Origin of the sequence: Streptomyces sp. MspMP-M5, from assembly GCF_000373585.1 — a bacterium.
GTDB lineage: Bacteria > Actinomycetota > Actinomycetes > Streptomycetales > Streptomycetaceae > Streptomyces.
In genome coordinates this window covers 227,906-242,892 of sequence record NZ_KB891896.1, presented here as the reverse complement: position 1 = coordinate 242,892, position 14,987 = coordinate 227,906, and the positions used below count along the sequence as shown (strand labels likewise).

The following is a 14,987-nucleotide window of genomic DNA, read 5'->3' as shown; positions in this document are numbered from 1 at the left end:
CGGCCCCGCGCACCGCGGCGGGGCTGCGCGGACGCCCGCTACCGCCGGTGTCCGGCGCGCTCCCGGCGCAGCGCCGCGACCCGGAGGTGGAGGGCGTCCGCCTCGTCCGTCCGGCCCAGCCGCGCCAGGCACTGGGCCTGTTCGCCGCGGCTGGCCAGGGCGTCGAGGTGGGCCGCACCCAGGACCCGGGCGCGGGCGTCGGCGACCTGGCGGTGGACGTCCAGGGCCTCGGCCCAGCGGCCGAGCCGGCCCAGTGCCACGGCGGTCTCGCGGCGGCTGGCCAGGGTGTCCGGGTGGTCGGCGCCGAGCACCCGGGCGCGGGCCGCGGCGACCTCCCGGGCCTCGGCCAGGGCCTCCGGCCAGCGGTCCTGGCGGCCGTAGTTGACGCCCAGGCCGTGCCGGGCGCGGAGGGTCTCCGGGTCGTGCGGGCCGTGGGCGCGGGTGCGGGCCGCCACCAGGTCGCGGTAGTGGGCCAGCGCCTGCGCGCTGCGGCCCAGCCGGCCCAGCGCGACGCCGGTCTCGTAGCGGGCGGCGAGGGTGTCCGGGTGGTCCGGGCCGAGCGCGGCGGCGCGTCCCGCGGCCACCTCCTGATACGCCGTCAGCGCCTCCGCCCAGCGCCCCAACTGCCCCGAGACGAAGGCGTGTTGCCAGCGGGTGGCGAGGGTGTCGGGGTGGTGGGCGCCGAGCACCCGGGCGCGGGCCTCGGCGACCTCGCGGGCGGCGGTGCGGCACTCCTCCAGACGGCCCAGCCGGCCGAGGCCGACCGCGAGGTCGTGGCGGCAGCCGAGGGTGTCGGGGTGGTCCGGGCCGAGCAGCCGCTCGCGGACGGCCAGCACCTCGGTGCGCAGCTCCTGGGCCTCGAAGTGCCGGTCCGCCGCGGCCAGCGCGTGGGCCTGCGCCAGCCGTCCGGCCAGCGTGGCGAGGAGGGCGTGGTGGTCTCCGGGCGGGGCCGGGCGGTCGGGGCCGAGGGCCGGTGACGCCTCACCGCGCAGCGGGTCGCCGGGCGGGGTCCAGACGTCGGTGAGGACCGCGAACGCCGGGTCGGCCGCGGGGCGGTGCGGTGGCCGGGTGCCGGCGGCCGGGGGGCCGGCGGTGATCCCGCGGGTCCAGGACGGCAGCCGCGGGGCGGGCACCGTCAGGTCGTCCGGTGCCGGGCCGGCGCCCCGGGGGGTGCGGCGGTGGCGGGCGTCCGCCAGGCGCTTGGCGAGTTCGCCGGCGTCCCGCGGCCGTTCGTCCGGCTCCTTGGCGAGCAGGTCGAGGACGATCCGCTCGTACGCCTCGGGCAGGTCGGGGCGGACCGCGCGCGGCGGGTCCGGGGCGGTGTCGCGGTGGCCGACCAGCACCGCCCAGGCGTCGCCCTGGGCGAACGGCGGGGCGCCGGTGGCGATTTCGTAGAGCACGCAGCCCAGGGAGTACAGGTCGCTGCGGTGGTCGACGGTGCCGCCGCCGATCTGCTCGGGCGACATGTAGTGCGGGCTGCCCATGGCGATGCCGGTGCCGGTGAGCCGGGTGGTGAAGCCGATGTCGTGGCCGAGCCGGGCGATGCCGAAGTCGCAGATCTTGACCGTGCCGTCGGTGGTCCGCACGATGTTGGCCGGTTTCAGGTCCCGGTGCACCACGGCCTGTTCGTGGGTGTAGGCCAGGGCCGCGGCGATCTGCTCGGCGATCTCGACGACGTCCGGGACGGGCAGCGGCTGGCGCCGGTTGTCGTCCAGCAGCTGGCTGAGGTTGCGGCCGTTCAGCAGCTCCATGACGAGGAAGAGGATGCCGTCGTCCTCCCCGAAGTCGTGCACGACGGTGATGCCGCGGTGCTGGAGCGCGGCCGCGACCCGGGCCTCGCGGCGGAAGCGCTCCCGCAGTACCCGCACAAAACCTGGTTCCTGCCGCTCCCCCATCGGTTTGAGGCACTTGACGGCGACCAGCCGGCCCAGCGACTCGTCGCGGGCCCGCCACACCTCCCCCATGCCGCCCCGTCCGATGGTGTCGAGCAGTCGGTAACGCCCCTGGACAAGACTGTGCTCCGCCATCCCTGTCGCCGCCCCCGCTCCCGCGTTCAGCCGCGTGGATCCCCCTGTGTGCCGTGCCCGTCCAGTATGGCGGCCCAGTGGGCGGGCTTGTAGGGCCTGTCCGAGGGGTCAGGGCCGGAAGGGCCGCGCGTCCGGGCCCAGCCTGGCCACCGCCCGCAGGACATGCCGTGGTGGCAGCTGCCAGCGGACCCCGGCCGGGACCGCGCGCAGCAGCCGGCCGGTTCTGCGCAGCCGCCGGGTGACGATGGCGGGCGGCGGCGCCGGCCGCCCGTAGAGCCGGTGGGCGTAGAGGGGCAGCGCCTCGTAGGCCAGCTCGGCCACCGGCCGCCAGAGCAGGGCGCGGGCCGGGAGGAGCGGGGCCGCGATCGGCGGGCGCCGCAGGAAGGCGTCGACCTGGCGGGCCTCCGGGGTCGGCGCGAGGACCGGGCGCATCCGGTCGAAGTAGGCGGCGAGCGCGGCCGTGTCGCCGGGGACGGTGTCCGGGTCCAGGCCGACGAGCCGGGCGCTGGCGCGCTGTTCGTCGAGGTAGCGGTCGGCCTGCTGGTCGGCGAGCGGATGGCCGGAGCGGCGCAGCACCTGGAGGTAGGAGTCGACCTCGGCGCAGTGCACCCACAGCAGCAGCTCCGGCGCGTCGATCCGGTAGGGCTCGCCGGTGTCCGGGTCGGTGGCGGTCAGCCGGCGGTGGCGGTCGCGGACCGCGGCACCGGCCCGTTCGGCGGCGTCGGTGGTGCCGTAGGTGAGGGTGCCGACGAAGTCGGCGGTGCGCATCAGCCGCCCCCAGGCGTCCCGCCGGCCCCGCTCGTCCATGCCGAAGGCGGCGGAGTTCTGCAGGACGCCGCGCACCGCGCGCGGGTGCAGCGCCTGGAGGTAGAGCGCGCGGACGCCCGCGATCCACATCATCGGGTCCGCGTGCAGCTGCCAGGTCACCGAGCGGGGCCCGAAGAGCCCGGGGTCGTCTGCCATCGGCCTCGCCTCCCGCCGGCCGGTCAGCGCCGCACCCGGGGCATGCCCAGGCCGATCCACGAGATGATCTCGCGCTGGATCTCGTTGTTGCCGCCGCCGAAGGTGAAGATGACCGCGGAGCGGTAGCCGCGCTCCAGTTCGCCGTGGAGGACCGCGCCGGCCGAGCCCTCCTGCAGCGGTCCGACCGCGCCGGCCACCTCCATCAGCCAGGCGTAGGCGTCCCGGCGGGCCTCGGAGCCGTAGACCTTGACGGCGGAGGCGTCCTGGGGGGTCAGCGTGCCCTGCTGGAGGGCGTCGACCATCCGCCAGTTCAGCAGCTTCATGGCCTCCAGCCTGGCGTGCGTGCGGGCCAGCCGCCCGCGCACCCAGCCCAGGTCGATGACCCGTCGGCCGTCGGCGAGCTTGGTGCCGGCCGCCCAGCGCCGGACGTCGTGGAGGGCGCGGACGGCCATGGTGCCGTGGGCGGCGAGGGTGACCCGCTCGTGGTTGAGCTGGTTGGTGATGATCCGCCAGCCCTGGTTCTCCTGGCCCACGCGGCGGGTGGCGGGGACGGTGATGTTCTCGTAGTAGCTGGCGGTGGTGTCGTGCGAGGCCAGGGTGTTGATCACGGTGCAGGAGTAGCCGGGGTCGCTGGTGGGGACCAGGAGCATGGTGATGCCCTTGTGGGGTGGCACCCCCTCCTCGACGGGGCCGGTGCGCACCGCCAGCCAGACCCAGTCGGCGGTGTCGCCGTTGGTGGTCCAGATCTTCTGGCCGTTGACGACGTAGTGGCCGGTCTCCTCGTCGCCCTCGCGCACCGCGCGGGTCTTCAGGGCGGCCAGGTCGGTGCCGGCGTCCGGTTCGCTGTAGCCGATCGCGAAGTCGAGCTCGCCGGAGAGGATCCGGGGCAGGAAGTACGCCTTCTGCTCCTCGGTGCCGAACCGCATGAGGGTGGGTCCGACGGTGTTCAGCGCCATCAGCGGCAGCGGCACCCCGGCCTGGGCCGCCTCGTCGAAGAAGATGAACTGCTCCATGGGCGTCATGCCGCGCCCGCCGTACTCCTTGGGCCAGCCCACGCCCAGCCAGCCGTCGGCGCCGAGCCGGCGCACGGTGTCGCGGTAGAAGCGCTTCCGGTCGGCCGGGTCGGCGTACCTGGCGTAGGCGTTGTCCGGTACCAACTCGCCGAAGTATGCGCGCAGTTCGGTGCGCAGTCGCTGCTGTTCCGGGGTGTAGTCCAGGTGCACGGCCCCTCCACCAGTCGTCCGGTCCACTCGTTCCGTCGCCGGCGGCCGCCGGGTGCTGACGACCCGTCGGATTCCGCGGTCGGGGGCACAGTAGAACGCGTTCCAGTAATACGGAAGGGCGGTGACCGGTCGGGCGCGGGTACGCGAGAGGCCCGGCGCGGCACCTGGAGGGGTGCCGGGCCGGGCCCGTTCGGAACGCCGCGCGGGGCGGCGTCAGCCGGCGTACCGGTATTCGTCGTTCGGCTGGGCGCGGTCGCGGTGCACGTCCTTGCAGTACCGGACGTTGCCGTGGTTCGCCACGTGCTTGGCCGCGATCCAGGTCCGGCGGCTGCCGCGGATCAGGTACCAGAGGTCGTTGCCGCGGATGCTCTGGGCGCGGACCTTGCAGACCAGGTAGATCCGGCCGCCGTTGCGGAGGTAACCCTTGGACGACGAGTCGGTGCTGGGGTACTCGCGCTCGTTCATCCCGCGCGCGGCGGTCACGCTGCCGTAGGCGTAGTCCTGACCGGACTCCATCTGGGGGACGGGCTGCTCCTGGGGAGCGGGCTGCTCCTGCGGGGTGGGCCGGGGGTGCGGCGCGGCCTGGGCCGGAGCCGCTACGAGCAGCGTCGCCCCCAGGGCGACAGCCGTGGTCAGGGCGCCCGCACCGGCTGCGAGCTTCTTGCCTCGGGCCACGAGGACGTCGGTCGTGGGCATAGGGGTCTCCTGTTCTTGACGCGCGATGCGTTGCCGCGCAGTGCCACCCATCGGTGCGTTGCGGACATTACGCGCAAAAACCGCGAATAGTGTGGTGAAACGACGACTGCGCGGCCGATCGTGTGACGCGGGTGCGGGCGGTCAGCCTTCGGTACCGGTCTGGTGGATGCCGAAGACGGCGCCCTGCGGATCGCGCAGCATGGCGATCCGCGGCCCGTCCGGGACGTCCGTCGGCGCCATCAGCAGCATCCCGCCGGTGTCGGCGGCCCGTGCCGCGGTCGCGTCGACGGCCTCGACCGCGAAGTACGGCAGCCAGTGCGGCCGGACGTCCTCCCGGTCGCGCGCCTCCACGGTGCTCATCCCCCCGAAGTCGGCGCCGCCGATGCCCCACTGGGTGTAGGTGCCGTGGGATCTGACGGTCCATCCGAAGACCCGGGAGTAGAAGGCCACCGCGGCCTCGGCGTCGCCGGTGGCCAGTTCGACCCAGCCGAGCGCGCCGGACTCGTTCAGCAACTCGGCGCCGGCGAAGGACCGGGCCTGCCAGACCGCGAAGGCGGCGCCCGCCGGATCGGCCAGCACCGCGAACCGGCCCAGGTCGAAGAGGTCCCGCGGCGCCACCAGCACCCGGCCGCCGGAACCGGTCACCGCCTCGGCCAGCGCCTCGGCGTCCGGGGTGGCGAAGGTGACGGTCCAGGCGGTCGGCTGGCCCGGCGCGTACAGCGGGACGGCCGCGGCGACCCGGGCGTCGCCCACCGCGAAGACCGTGTAGCCGCCGGACTCCGGGCGCGGGTCGGTGTCGGCGTGCCAGCCGAAGACCTCGCGGTAGTAGAGGGCGGCCGCGGGCACGTCCGAGGTGCCCAGCTCCACCCAGCAGGGCGCACCGGGCGTGGGCTCGGTGATCTTCACGCGTTGCTCCGTCCCTCGGCGCCACGGGCCGGGCCGGCGGTGCGCGGGGCGCGCCGCCCCCGGCGTCCTCCGGTGCCGATCGTCCGACGGGCGGTGCGGGCCCGCAACCCGGCGGCGGGCCGGGTCAGGAGGGGTGCGGGTGCCGGCGGCGGGGCAGGTGGTGGGCGGAGCGCGGGGCCTCCGGGGCGAGTGCGGTGTCCAGGTCGTGGGCGGCGGCTGCCGCGGCGGCCGCCGAGCGGGGGAAGAGTGCCGCCTCGTACGCCCGGACCGCCTGGTCCGGGTCGGTCTGCCAGGTGTGCGCCTCGGCGAGGTGCCGGGCCAGCTCACAGCCGTCCCGCAGGGCCAGGTCGGCGCCCGGGCCGGTGAGCGGGGTCATCAGGTGCGCGGCGTCGCCCAGCAGCGTCAGGCCCGGGGTGTGCGGCCAGGTGTGCGGGACCGGCAGCGCGAACAGCGGGCGGGTGGCGAAGCCGTCGTCGCTGTCCCGCAGCAGCGCCCGCAGCCCGTCGTGCCAGCCGTCGAACGCGGCCAGCAGCGCGGCGCGGACCGCCTCGGTGTCGGCGGTGTTCACCCCCGCCTCCCGGGCCCAGTCCTCGGAGCAGCGGAAGGCCGCGTAGACCCGGATCCGGCCGCGGCCGTCGCGCCGGGCGAGCAGGCCCCGGGGCCCGGACAGCGCCATCATGGTGCCGCGGCCGACCAGCCGGGCGAGCGCCGGGTGCCGGGTGTCGACGTCGTGGAGGCCGGTCTCGACGAAGGTCACGCCGGAGTAGTGCGGGACCGCCTCGGACAGCTGCGGCCGCACCCGGGACCAGGTCCCGTCGGCGCCGACGACCAGGTCGAAGGTGGCCGTTTCGCCGTCGTCGAAGACGGCCTGGTGCCGGCCGCCGCCGCGCGGGTGCAGCGTCCGCAGATACCGGCCCCACCGGACGGTGCCGGGCGCGAGCGCGTCCGCCAGCAGCCGGCGCAGCTCGTGCCGGCCGATCTCGGGGCGCTCCGCGGCCGGGCCGGGCGCCGGGACGTCCTGGTCGAGCACCGCGCCGGTGCGGTCCAGCAGCCGCACCTCCTGTCCGGCGGGCCGGGCCGCGGCGCGGAACTCCTTCTCCAGCCCGGCCGCGCGCAGCGCCGCCTGCCCGCTCGCCGGCCGCAGCTCCAGCGGACCGCCGGGCGCGGACCCCACCGGGCCGAGCTGCCGCTCGAAGACGGTCACCGGCACCCCGTACCGCTGGAGCACCCGGGCGCAGAGCAGCCCGCCGGGACCGGCGCCGATGATCGCGATACGGAAGGTGGTGGGGGGCATGGCGCGGCGCTCCTCGGTACTCCTCGGCCCGCGGCCCGTCTCCCGCACCGGGGCCGTCCTCGCTTCCAGAGGAGCACAGCCGCCCGGAAGATGCGATCGGTGCCGGCGGACGGGCCGGTCCGGGGAGGCCCGGGGTGGTCCCGGGCTGGTCCGGGGGTGGCCCGGGCGCGGTCTGGGAAGGCGCGGGGCGGCATCAACGAGGCTGCGGGGCGGGGACGTTGGCGCGGTGCGGCGCGGTGCAGGGTGCCGGGCGGTGCGATACGCGGTGGGGTGCGGTCCGGTGGGCGTGGCCGGTGTCGTCGGTGGACGGGAGGGGCCGGTGATCGCGGGGGCTGCCGGGACGAGGCCGGGTTCGGGGCGGGCCCCGGGTGCACCGCCCGACGGGTGGACAGACCGGCGGACGGCTCGGCGACGGCAAGGTGTTGTGCGGCGGCCGGTTTGCCGAAAGGGGCGGCGGGCAGCAGATCGACGCAGGATGGAACCACCCAGAAGGGAGGGCCGCCGGCATGAACAGGGGAACGACCGGTGACGGGCCGGAGGCGGTGCCGTCCACGCCGCGGCCGGTGCCGCGCGATCCGGGGACGCCCGACCCCGAGGCGGAGCCGCCGGAGGAGCCGGACGAGTCGGACGAGTCGGCCCCCGAGGAGCCGCCCGGCGCCCGGCCCGGCGACCACCCGGCGCCCGAGCCGCCCGACTGAGCCCGCAGACTGGGCCGGTCGGGCGCCGTCCCGGCGGGGCCGTCCGGTTGCAGCCGCCGCCCGACCGGCGCAAGGTGGGAGCCACTCCGGTCCGGGCGCGCCGACGCGCCGGTCAGCCGCCCGGGTCCGCCGGGCCGAGGTCGGGAGAGAACGGCATGTTGCTGCCGGACAAGTCCGTACTCGCGCAGCTGCTGCGGCGCTATCGCGTCCAGGAGCGGGTGGTGCTCGCCGACCCGCACGATCCGGCCGCCCGACGCCGGCTGGAGGACGTCGCGTACACCCTGTGCGTGCTGATGGGGCGGCGCACCGTCCATGAGGCGATCATCGAGGCGGAGCACTACCTCGCGACGGACCGGACCGCGACGGACCGGACGGCGACGGACCGGACGGCGACGGACCGGTCGGAGCCCCGGACGCCCGAGCGGCACAACGGCTAGCGGCGGCCCGGCCCCGATCCACCGGACACCGCACCCGGCCCGGCGGCCGCGCCCCGCAAGCACACGAGCAAGCACAGGTCACGAGCAAGCACAGGTGAGGGCTCCATGGTGCGCATCGGCTACACGATGATGACCGAGCAGGCAGGCCCCCGGGAGCTCGTCGGCCACGTGGTGGGCGCCGAGCGCGCGGGCTTCGACTTCTCGGTGACCTCCGACCACTACTTCCCGTGGCTGGCGGAGCAGGGCCGGCCGTACGTGGACGCCGGGTTCACCGAGGTGGCACTGGTCCAGATCGGCGGGGACCGGCAGGAACCGTTTCTGGAATGGGCGGAGGCCGAGCTGCTGCCCGCCCTGCGCGAACTGACGTGAAGGAGCCGAGAGTGGGAGCGCGCGCCGTCCCGACGACCGACACCCGCCCCGCCACGGCGGACGCCGAGGGCCCCCTCGGCCCGGCCGAGCTGAGCGCCCTCGACGCGCACTGGCGGGCCGCCAACTACCTGTCCGCCGGCCAGATCTACCTGATGGCCAACCCGCTGCTGACCGAGCCGCTGCGCCCGGAGCACATCAAACCCCGGCTGCTGGGCCACTGGGGCACCTCACCCGGCCTGAACCTCGTGCACACCCACCTCAACCGGGTGATCAGGGCCCGGGACCTGGACGCGCTGTGCGTCTGGGGGCCGGGGCACGGCGGACCGGCCGTACTGGCCAACTCCTGGCTGGACGGGACGTACACCGAGACGTACCCGGACGTGACCCGGGACGACGCGGGGATGGCGCGGCTGTTCCGGCAGTTCTCGTTCCCCGGCGGGGTGCCCAGCCATGTCGCACCCGAGACCCCCGGCTCGCTCCACGAGGGCGGTGAGCTGGGCTATTCCCTCGCCCATGCGTACGGCGCGGCCTTCGACAACCCGGGGCTGCTGGTCGCCTGCGTGATCGGCGACGGGGAGGCGGAGACCGGGCCGCTGGCCACGTCCTGGCAGTCCACCGCGTTCCTGGACCCGGTGCACGACGGGGCGGTGCTGCCGATCCTCCACCTCAACGGCTACAAGATCGCCAACCCGACGGTGCCGGCCCGCATCCCGCAGGAGGACCTCGACGCGCTGCTGCGCGGCCACGGCCACGAGCCGCTGTACGTCACCGGCGACGACCCGGCCGCGGTGCACCAGGCGATGGCCGCCGCCATGGACCGGGCGCTGGACCGGATCGCGGCGATCCAGCGGCGGGCCCGCGAGGACGGCGGGACCGGGCGCCCACGGTGGCCGGTGATCGTGCTGCGCACCCCCAAGGGCTGGACCGGTCCGCGCGAGGTGGACGGGCAGCCCGTCGAGGGCACCTGGCGCGCCCACCAGGTCCCGCTGGCCGGGGTGCGCGACCACGCCGACCACCGGCACCAGTTGGAGCGTTGGCTGCGCTCGTACCGGCCGGCGGAGCTGTTCGACGAGGCGGGGCGGCCGCGGCCGGAGGTGCTGGCGTGCGTGCCGGCGGGCCGTCGCCGGCTGGGCGCCTCCCCGCACGCCAACGGCGGGCTGCTGCTGCGCAGTCTGCCGCTGCCGCCGCTGGAGCGGCACGCCGTGGAGGTCGCCAAGCCCGGCACCGCCCTGCACGAGCCGACCCGGGTGCTCGGCGGGCTGCTGGCCGAGGTGATGGCGGCGACGGCGCAGCGCCGGGACTTCCGGCTCGTCGGCCCGGACGAGACCGCCTCGAACCGGCTGGCGGCCGTCTACGACGCCACCGGCAAGGCATGGCAGGTGGCGACGCTCCCCACCGACGAGCATCTGGCGCGCGACGGCCGGGTGATGGAGGTGCTCTCCGAACACCTCTGCCAGGGCTGGCTGGAGGGCTATCTGCTGACCGGGCGGCACGGGCTGTTCTCCAGCTACGAGGCGTTCGCGCATATCGTCGACTCGATGGTCAACCAGCACATCAAGTGGCTGAAGACCGCGCGCGGGCTGTCCTGGCGGCAGCCGATCGCCTCCCTCAACTACCTGCTCACCTCGCACGTCTGGCGGCAGGACCACAACGGCTTCTCGCACCAGGACCCCGGCTTCGTCGACCACGTCCTCAACAAGAGCCCCGAGGTCGTGCGGGTCTATCTGCCGCCGGACGCCAACACCCTGCTGGTGGTGGCGGACCACGCGCTGCGCACCCGCGACCACGTCAATGTGATCGTGGCCGGCAAGCAGCCCTGCTTCGACTGGCTCACCCTCGACCAGGCCCGGGCGCACTGCGCCCGCGGCGCCGGCGTCTTCCCGTGGGCGGGCACCGAGGACGGCACACGGGCCCCGGACGTGGTGCTGGCCTGCGCCGGGGACGTGCCCACGCAGGAGACGCTGGCCGCCGCCGACCTGCTGCGCCGCCATCTGCCGGAGCTGGCGGTGCGGGTGGTCAACGTCGTCGACATGACCAGGCTGCTGCCTGCCGACGCGCATCCGCACGGGATGCCGGACGCCGAGTTCGACGCGCTGTTCACCTGCGACAAACCGGTCGTCTTCGCCTACCACGGCTACCCCTGGCTGATCCACCGGCTCTGCTACCGCCGCACCGGCCACGCGCACCTGCACGTGCGCGGCTACAAGGAACAGGGCACCACCACCACGCCGTTCGACATGGTCGTGCTCAACGACCTGGACCGGTTCCGGCTGGTGATGGACGTGGTGGACCGGGTACCGGGGCTGGGCGACCGCGCGGTGGCGCTGCGGCAGGCGATGGCGGACGCCCGGACCCGGCACCACGCCTGGATCCGGGAGCACGGCACGGACCTGCCGGAGGTCGCGGAGTGGACGTGGTCCGGGTGACTGCGGCCGGGTGTTCAGCCAGTAACAGCCGGACATCTCCTATCAGTTGACGTCACGTCAGGTTGGTTGTCCGGTCAACGCCTCCAGGCGCCTGCGGGCGGCGCGCAGTGAGCGGCCGCGCTGCGGCACGTCGGACCACGGATCGGACCGGGCCTGCCGCACTACGGCCGGGACGTCCCGCAGCGACCAGGTCCGGGCGGTCAGGCCGGGGTCGTCGAGCTGGGCGCGGCTGATCGGCGCGGCGACCGGGCCGCCCGGTTTCGCGCGGACGGTCCAGGGGGCGACCGCGGTCTGCGCATAGCCATTGCGCTGGACGTCGAGGTAGAGGCGGTCGCCGCGGTCCTTCTTGCGGACGGCGGTGGTGAGGCGGTCGGGGTGCCGGGCGGCGAGCAGCTCGGCGACGTCCCGGGCGAAGGAGCGGACGGTGTCGAAGTCGCTGCGGCGGTCGAGCGGGACGACGAGGTGCAGCCCGCGGGAACCGGTGGTCATCAGGGCGGTGGGGAGCCGGAGTTCGTCGGTGAGGAGCGCGCCGAGGTCCCGGGCGGCCGCGCGGACCGGCTCGAAGGAGGTGCCCGGCGGGTCGAGGTCGAAGACCAGCCGGTCGGGGTGGTCCGGGCGGTCGGCGCGGGAGAGCCAGCGGTGCAGGGTGAGGCACGCCTGGTCGGCGAGGTAGAGCAGGGTCGCCTTGCTGTCGCAGAGGGGGTGGGTGACGGTGCCGCCCTCCTTGGCGACCTCGGCCCGGTTGATCCAGTCGGGGTAGTGCTCGGGGATCTCCTTCTGCATGAAGTGCGGGCCGTCCAGCCCTTCGGGGAGCCGCTCCGGCATCAGGGGCCGGCCGCGCAGCTGGGGGACCATGGCGGCGGCCAGTTGCCCGTAGTAGTCGGCGAGGTCGGCCTTGGTCAGGCCGTCGTCGGGGAAGAGCACCTTGTCGGGCCGGTGGATCTCCACGGTGCGGCGGCCGGCCCGCATCGTGACCGCGCGGTCGGTGTGCGAGGCGTTCATGCGGGCCGGGTACCCGGTCGGCGCCACCGGGACGCTCCGGCGTCCGGGTGGCGGGCGTGCGCCCGGGAGGTGCCGGGCAGACCGCACTCCTAGGCTGGAACGGCACCGACACGGGCTGGAACGGCACCGAACCGCACCACGAAGGCGGCTCCCATGCGCCCCACCGCGAAGTTCTCCATCAGCTTCGGCCTGGTCACGATCCCGGTGGCCGCCTACAACGCCACGGACACCGCGGCCTCGGTCAGCTTCGTACGGATCCACACGGCGGACGGCGGGCGGGTCCGCAACCAGCCGGTCTGCTCCCTGGAGGGGACCGAGGTCTCGGCCGACGAGATCGGCCGCGGCTACCGCACCGAGGACGACGCCATCGTCCCGCTGACCGACGAGGACCTGGACGCGCTGCCGCTGCCGACCGCCAGGACCCTGACGATCCTGGCCTTCGTCGCCGGCGGCGACATCGATCCGCTGCAGATCGGCAAGGGCTACTACCTGGGCGCGGACAGCCCCGCGGCGGCCAAGCCCTACGCGCTGCTGCGGGACGCGATGGAGCGGCACCGGCGGGTGGGCCTGGGCAAGATCGCGCTGCACGGCCGGGAGACCCTCGCCATGATCCGGCCGGTGCAGGACATGCTGGTCATGCAGGTGCTGCTGTGGCCGCACCAGATCCGGCCGATGACCGGGGTGCTCCCGGACCGGGACGTGAAGGTCGCCGCCAACGAGGTGCGGGCCGCCGAGACGCTGATGGACTCCTTCGGCGAGCTGTCCGAGGAGGACGTGCACGACCACTACCGGGAGGCCCTGGAGGAGATCGTCGCGGCCAAGCTCGCGCACCGCGAGCCGGAGTTCGGGGCCGGCGAGGAGGCCCCGGCGGGCCAGGTGATGGACCTGATGGCGGCACTCCAGGACAGCGTGCGGGCGGCGAAGCGGGCCCGCGGCGAGATCGACGAGGAGGCGGAGGAGACGGAGGAGACGGAGGAGGAAACGGCGGCCGGCGGCCGCCGTACGGCGACGAAGTCCGCGGCCCGCAAGGGCACCACGGCCCGGAAGACCGCGAAGAAGACGGCCAGGACGACAGCCAAGACAACGGCGAAGGCGGCGGCCAAGACCACGGCGGGCGCGGCGAAGAGCGGTTCCGCGGCCGGGAAGAAGACCGCGGCGGCGAAGAGCGCCGGCACGAAGGAGGCGGCCGGCGCGGCCCGGAAGACCGCCCCCGCCAGACAGACCGCCGGCCGTGGACGCAAGGCGGGCTGAGCGCCGCGGGCGGGCCGGCGGCCGCCGGGTGCGGGCCGCTCAGCGGCAGCCCGTGCCGCCCGCGGGCAGCACGCCGTCCGTCAGGTACGCGGCCACCTTCTGCCGTATGCACGGATCGCCGGAGGTGTACGCCGCGTGTCCCTCGCCGTGGTACGTCAGCACCACACTGTGGTTGCCCAGTGCCCGGGCCATGTGCGCGGCGCCCTCGTAGGGCGTGGCCGGGTCGCCGGTGGTGGCGACGAGCAGCGCGGGCGGTGCGTCGGGGGCGGCCACGTCGCGGACGGCGTCGTCGCCCGGGACGGGCCAGCCGTAGCAGTCCAGCAGCGTGGGGGCGATGTCCGGGCCGAACAGCGGGGACGCCTGGGTGAGTTCGCGGACGGCGCGCGGGTAGTCGTCGGGGCCGTAGCGCTCGGAGGTGTCCCGGCAGGTGACGGCCCGGAGGGCCAGCTGGTCCTGGGAGGGCAGGGCCGCCGCGGCGGCCCGCCCGGGGGCGCGGCCGCCGTCCCGGCCGGCGCGGCCCGTGCCGCTGCCGCCGCTCCCGCCGCCGCTGAGCTGCGCGATCCCGCTCGCGTCCCCGTGCTTCAGCCGCGCCAGCGCGTCCCGCAGGTCGGGCCAGCTGCTCCGGCTGTACATGGCCTCCCGCAGTGCGTAGACATAGGTCGTGCCGTCCACCTCGGTGCCCTGCGCCCGTATCGGATGGTTGGTCAACTGCTGGTACCACTCGGCGAGTTGGTGCTGTGCGGTGGCGGCGTCCGGGCCGATCGGGCAGTTGCCGGTGCGGACGCAGTCGGTGGCGAAGTCGTCGAGCACCCGCTGGAAGCCGGCGGCCTGGGCGACCGCGGTCTGCCACATGTTCCTGGTGGGGTCCTCGACGCTGTCCAGGACCAGCCGGCCGGCGTTGCGGGGGAAGGTGTGGGCGTAGACCGAACCGAGCCGGGTGCCGTAGGAGAAGCCCAGGTAGGTGAGCTTGCGGTCGCCGAGCGCGGACCGCAGGACGTCCATGTCCCGCGCGACGGTCGGGGTGCCGACCCAGGGCAGCAGCGCGCCGGAGTACCGGCCGCAGGCTTCGTTGATGCGCTTCTCGTCGGTGGCGAGGGCGGCCGTGCCGCCGCCGGCGGCCGGGGTGTAGCCGCTGCCGCAGGAGATCGGGTCGGTGCGGCCGGTGCCGCGCGGGTCGAAGCTCACCAGGTCGTAGCGCCGGCCGAGATCGGCGAAGCCGTCGCTGTTGTGGATGAGGTAGTCGACGCCCGAATCGCCGGGGCCGCCGGGGTTGATGACCAGGGAGCCGAGCCGCTTGCCGGGCCCGGTGGCGGGCAGCCGGACCAGTTGCACCCGCAGCGTGCCGCGCTCGGGGTGAGCGTAGTCGCGCGGGACCTCCAGCCTGGCGCACTGGAAGCGGCCCGCGGCCGGCCGCGGCGCGGCGCCGGACGGTGCCGGTGGCGATCCGCGCGGGGCCGGGGCGGCGCCGGTGAAGTCCGCCGGGCAGGACTGCCAGGCCAGGCGCTGCGCGGAGAATCGGGTGAGCTCCGGGCCGGCGGCGGCCGGGGCGGGAACTCCTCCCAGGGCGCCGGCCAGCGCGCCCGCCGCCAGCACCGCGAGGGACCCGCGAAGACCCGGCATACCCCGAGGGTAGGGCCGGGTCCCCCGGCGGGCATCCGGACGCCGGGGCGCCGCCGGGCCCGGGCGGCCGGGCCT

12 protein-coding genes and 1 pseudogene are annotated in these 14,987 nt (G+C 75.4%); 5 read left to right on the top strand and 8 right to left on the bottom strand.

All coding sequences use genetic code 11. The annotated features are described in order from the left end of the window. Positions 1-38: 38 nt before the first annotated feature. From B073_RS0120735 to B073_RS0120710, 6 genes are all read right to left on the bottom strand, one after another. Positions 39-2,027, bottom strand: coding sequence for a serine/threonine-protein kinase (locus tag B073_RS0120735; RefSeq protein WP_018540000.1), 1,989 nt, complete (start codon positions 2,025-2,027; stop codon positions 39-41). Between the two features lie 108 nt (positions 2,028-2,135). After that, on the bottom strand, positions 2,136-2,990 hold the full coding sequence (locus B073_RS40540) for an oxygenase MpaB family protein (RefSeq protein WP_018539999.1): 855 nt from the start codon (positions 2,988-2,990) through the stop codon (positions 2,136-2,138). 23 nt (positions 2,991-3,013) lie between these two features. Continuing rightward, entirely contained in the window at positions 3,014-4,213 is a 1,200-nt protein-coding gene (locus tag B073_RS0120725; protein ID WP_018539998.1) for an acyl-CoA dehydrogenase family protein, read from the bottom strand. 213 nt (positions 4,214-4,426) lie between these two features. After that, a complete protein-coding gene (locus B073_RS0120720) occupies positions 4,427-4,909 on the bottom strand; it encodes a hypothetical protein (protein ID WP_018539997.1) in 483 nt (160 codons plus the stop codon). Positions 4,910-5,050: 141 nt separating this feature from the next. Beyond that, positions 5,051-5,815 (bottom strand): VOC family protein, encoded by a 765-nt coding sequence (locus tag B073_RS0120715; protein WP_018539996.1) that lies wholly within the window; start codon positions 5,813-5,815, stop codon positions 5,051-5,053. Between the two features lie 124 nt (positions 5,816-5,939). Next, positions 5,940-7,109: an FAD-dependent oxidoreductase gene (locus tag B073_RS0120710; protein ID WP_018539995.1), complete on the bottom strand. Its 1,170-nt coding sequence runs from the start codon at positions 7,107-7,109 to the stop codon at positions 5,940-5,942. 506 nt (positions 7,110-7,615) lie between these two features. Here B073_RS0120710 and B073_RS0120705 point away from each other — a divergent pair. From B073_RS0120705 to B073_RS0120690, 4 genes and pseudogenes are all read left to right on the top strand, one after another. Beyond that, on the top strand, positions 7,616-7,807 hold the full coding sequence (locus tag B073_RS0120705) for a hypothetical protein (protein WP_018539994.1): 192 nt from the start codon (positions 7,616-7,618) through the stop codon (positions 7,805-7,807). 155 nt (positions 7,808-7,962) lie between these two features. Further along, the gene (locus B073_RS0120700; protein WP_018539993.1) at positions 7,963-8,244 is read left to right on the top strand and encodes a DUF5133 domain-containing protein; all 282 of its coding nucleotides are present in this window, start codon (positions 7,963-7,965) and stop codon (positions 8,242-8,244) included. 105 nt (positions 8,245-8,349) lie between these two features. After that, positions 8,350-8,499, top strand: a pseudogene (locus tag B073_RS47235) (LLM class F420-dependent oxidoreductase); the annotation flags it as partial. A 125-nt stretch (positions 8,500-8,624) separates the two neighbouring features. Then, complete coding sequence (locus tag B073_RS0120690) at positions 8,625-11,039, top strand: phosphoketolase (protein WP_018539991.1); 2,415 nt, start codon at positions 8,625-8,627, stop codon at positions 11,037-11,039. Positions 11,040-11,096: 57 nt separating this feature from the next. Here B073_RS0120690 and ligD read toward each other — a convergent pair whose 3' ends face one another. Next, on the bottom strand, positions 11,097-12,041 hold the full coding sequence (ligD, locus tag B073_RS0120685; RefSeq protein ID WP_026247567.1) for a non-homologous end-joining DNA ligase: 945 nt from the start codon (positions 12,039-12,041) through the stop codon (positions 11,097-11,099). A 153-nt stretch (positions 12,042-12,194) separates the two neighbouring features. Here ligD and B073_RS0120680 point away from each other — a divergent pair, with 153 nt between their 5' ends. After that, on the top strand, positions 12,195-13,292 hold the full coding sequence (locus B073_RS0120680; protein WP_018539989.1) for a Ku protein: 1,098 nt from the start codon (positions 12,195-12,197) through the stop codon (positions 13,290-13,292). 39 nt (positions 13,293-13,331) lie between these two features. On the opposite strand, the gene B073_RS0120675 is transcribed toward B073_RS0120680, so the two are convergent. Next, the gene (locus B073_RS0120675; RefSeq protein ID WP_018539988.1) at positions 13,332-14,912 is read right to left on the bottom strand and encodes an alpha/beta hydrolase; all 1,581 of its coding nucleotides are present in this window, start codon (positions 14,910-14,912) and stop codon (positions 13,332-13,334) included. Between the last annotated feature and the right edge of the window lie 75 nt (positions 14,913-14,987).

Excerpts from the sequence above, each read along its gene's own strand:
- B073_RS0120735 (WP_018540000.1), bottom strand. The coding sequence starts at position 2,027 with ATGGCGGAGCACAGTCTTGTCCAGGGGCGTTACCGACTGCTCGACACC.
- B073_RS40540 (WP_018539999.1), bottom strand. The coding sequence starts at position 2,990 with ATGGCAGACGACCCCGGGCTCTTCGGGCCCCGCTCGGTGACCTGGCAG.
- B073_RS0120720 (WP_018539997.1), bottom strand. The coding sequence starts at position 4,909 with ATGCCCACGACCGACGTCCTCGTGGCCCGAGGCAAGAAGCTCGCAGCC.
- B073_RS0120710 (WP_018539995.1), bottom strand. The coding sequence starts at position 7,109 with ATGCCCCCCACCACCTTCCGTATCGCGATCATCGGCGCCGGTCCCGGC.
- B073_RS0120705 (WP_018539994.1), top strand. The coding sequence starts at position 7,616 with ATGAACAGGGGAACGACCGGTGACGGGCCGGAGGCGGTGCCGTCCACG.
- B073_RS0120700 (WP_018539993.1), top strand. The coding sequence starts at position 7,963 with ATGTTGCTGCCGGACAAGTCCGTACTCGCGCAGCTGCTGCGGCGCTAT.
- ligD (WP_026247567.1), bottom strand. The coding sequence starts at position 12,041 with ATGAACGCCTCGCACACCGACCGCGCGGTCACGATGCGGGCCGGCCGC.
- B073_RS0120680 (WP_018539989.1), top strand. The coding sequence starts at position 12,195 with ATGCGCCCCACCGCGAAGTTCTCCATCAGCTTCGGCCTGGTCACGATC.
- B073_RS0120675 (WP_018539988.1), bottom strand. The coding sequence starts at position 14,912 with ATGCCGGGTCTTCGCGGGTCCCTCGCGGTGCTGGCGGCGGGCGCGCTG.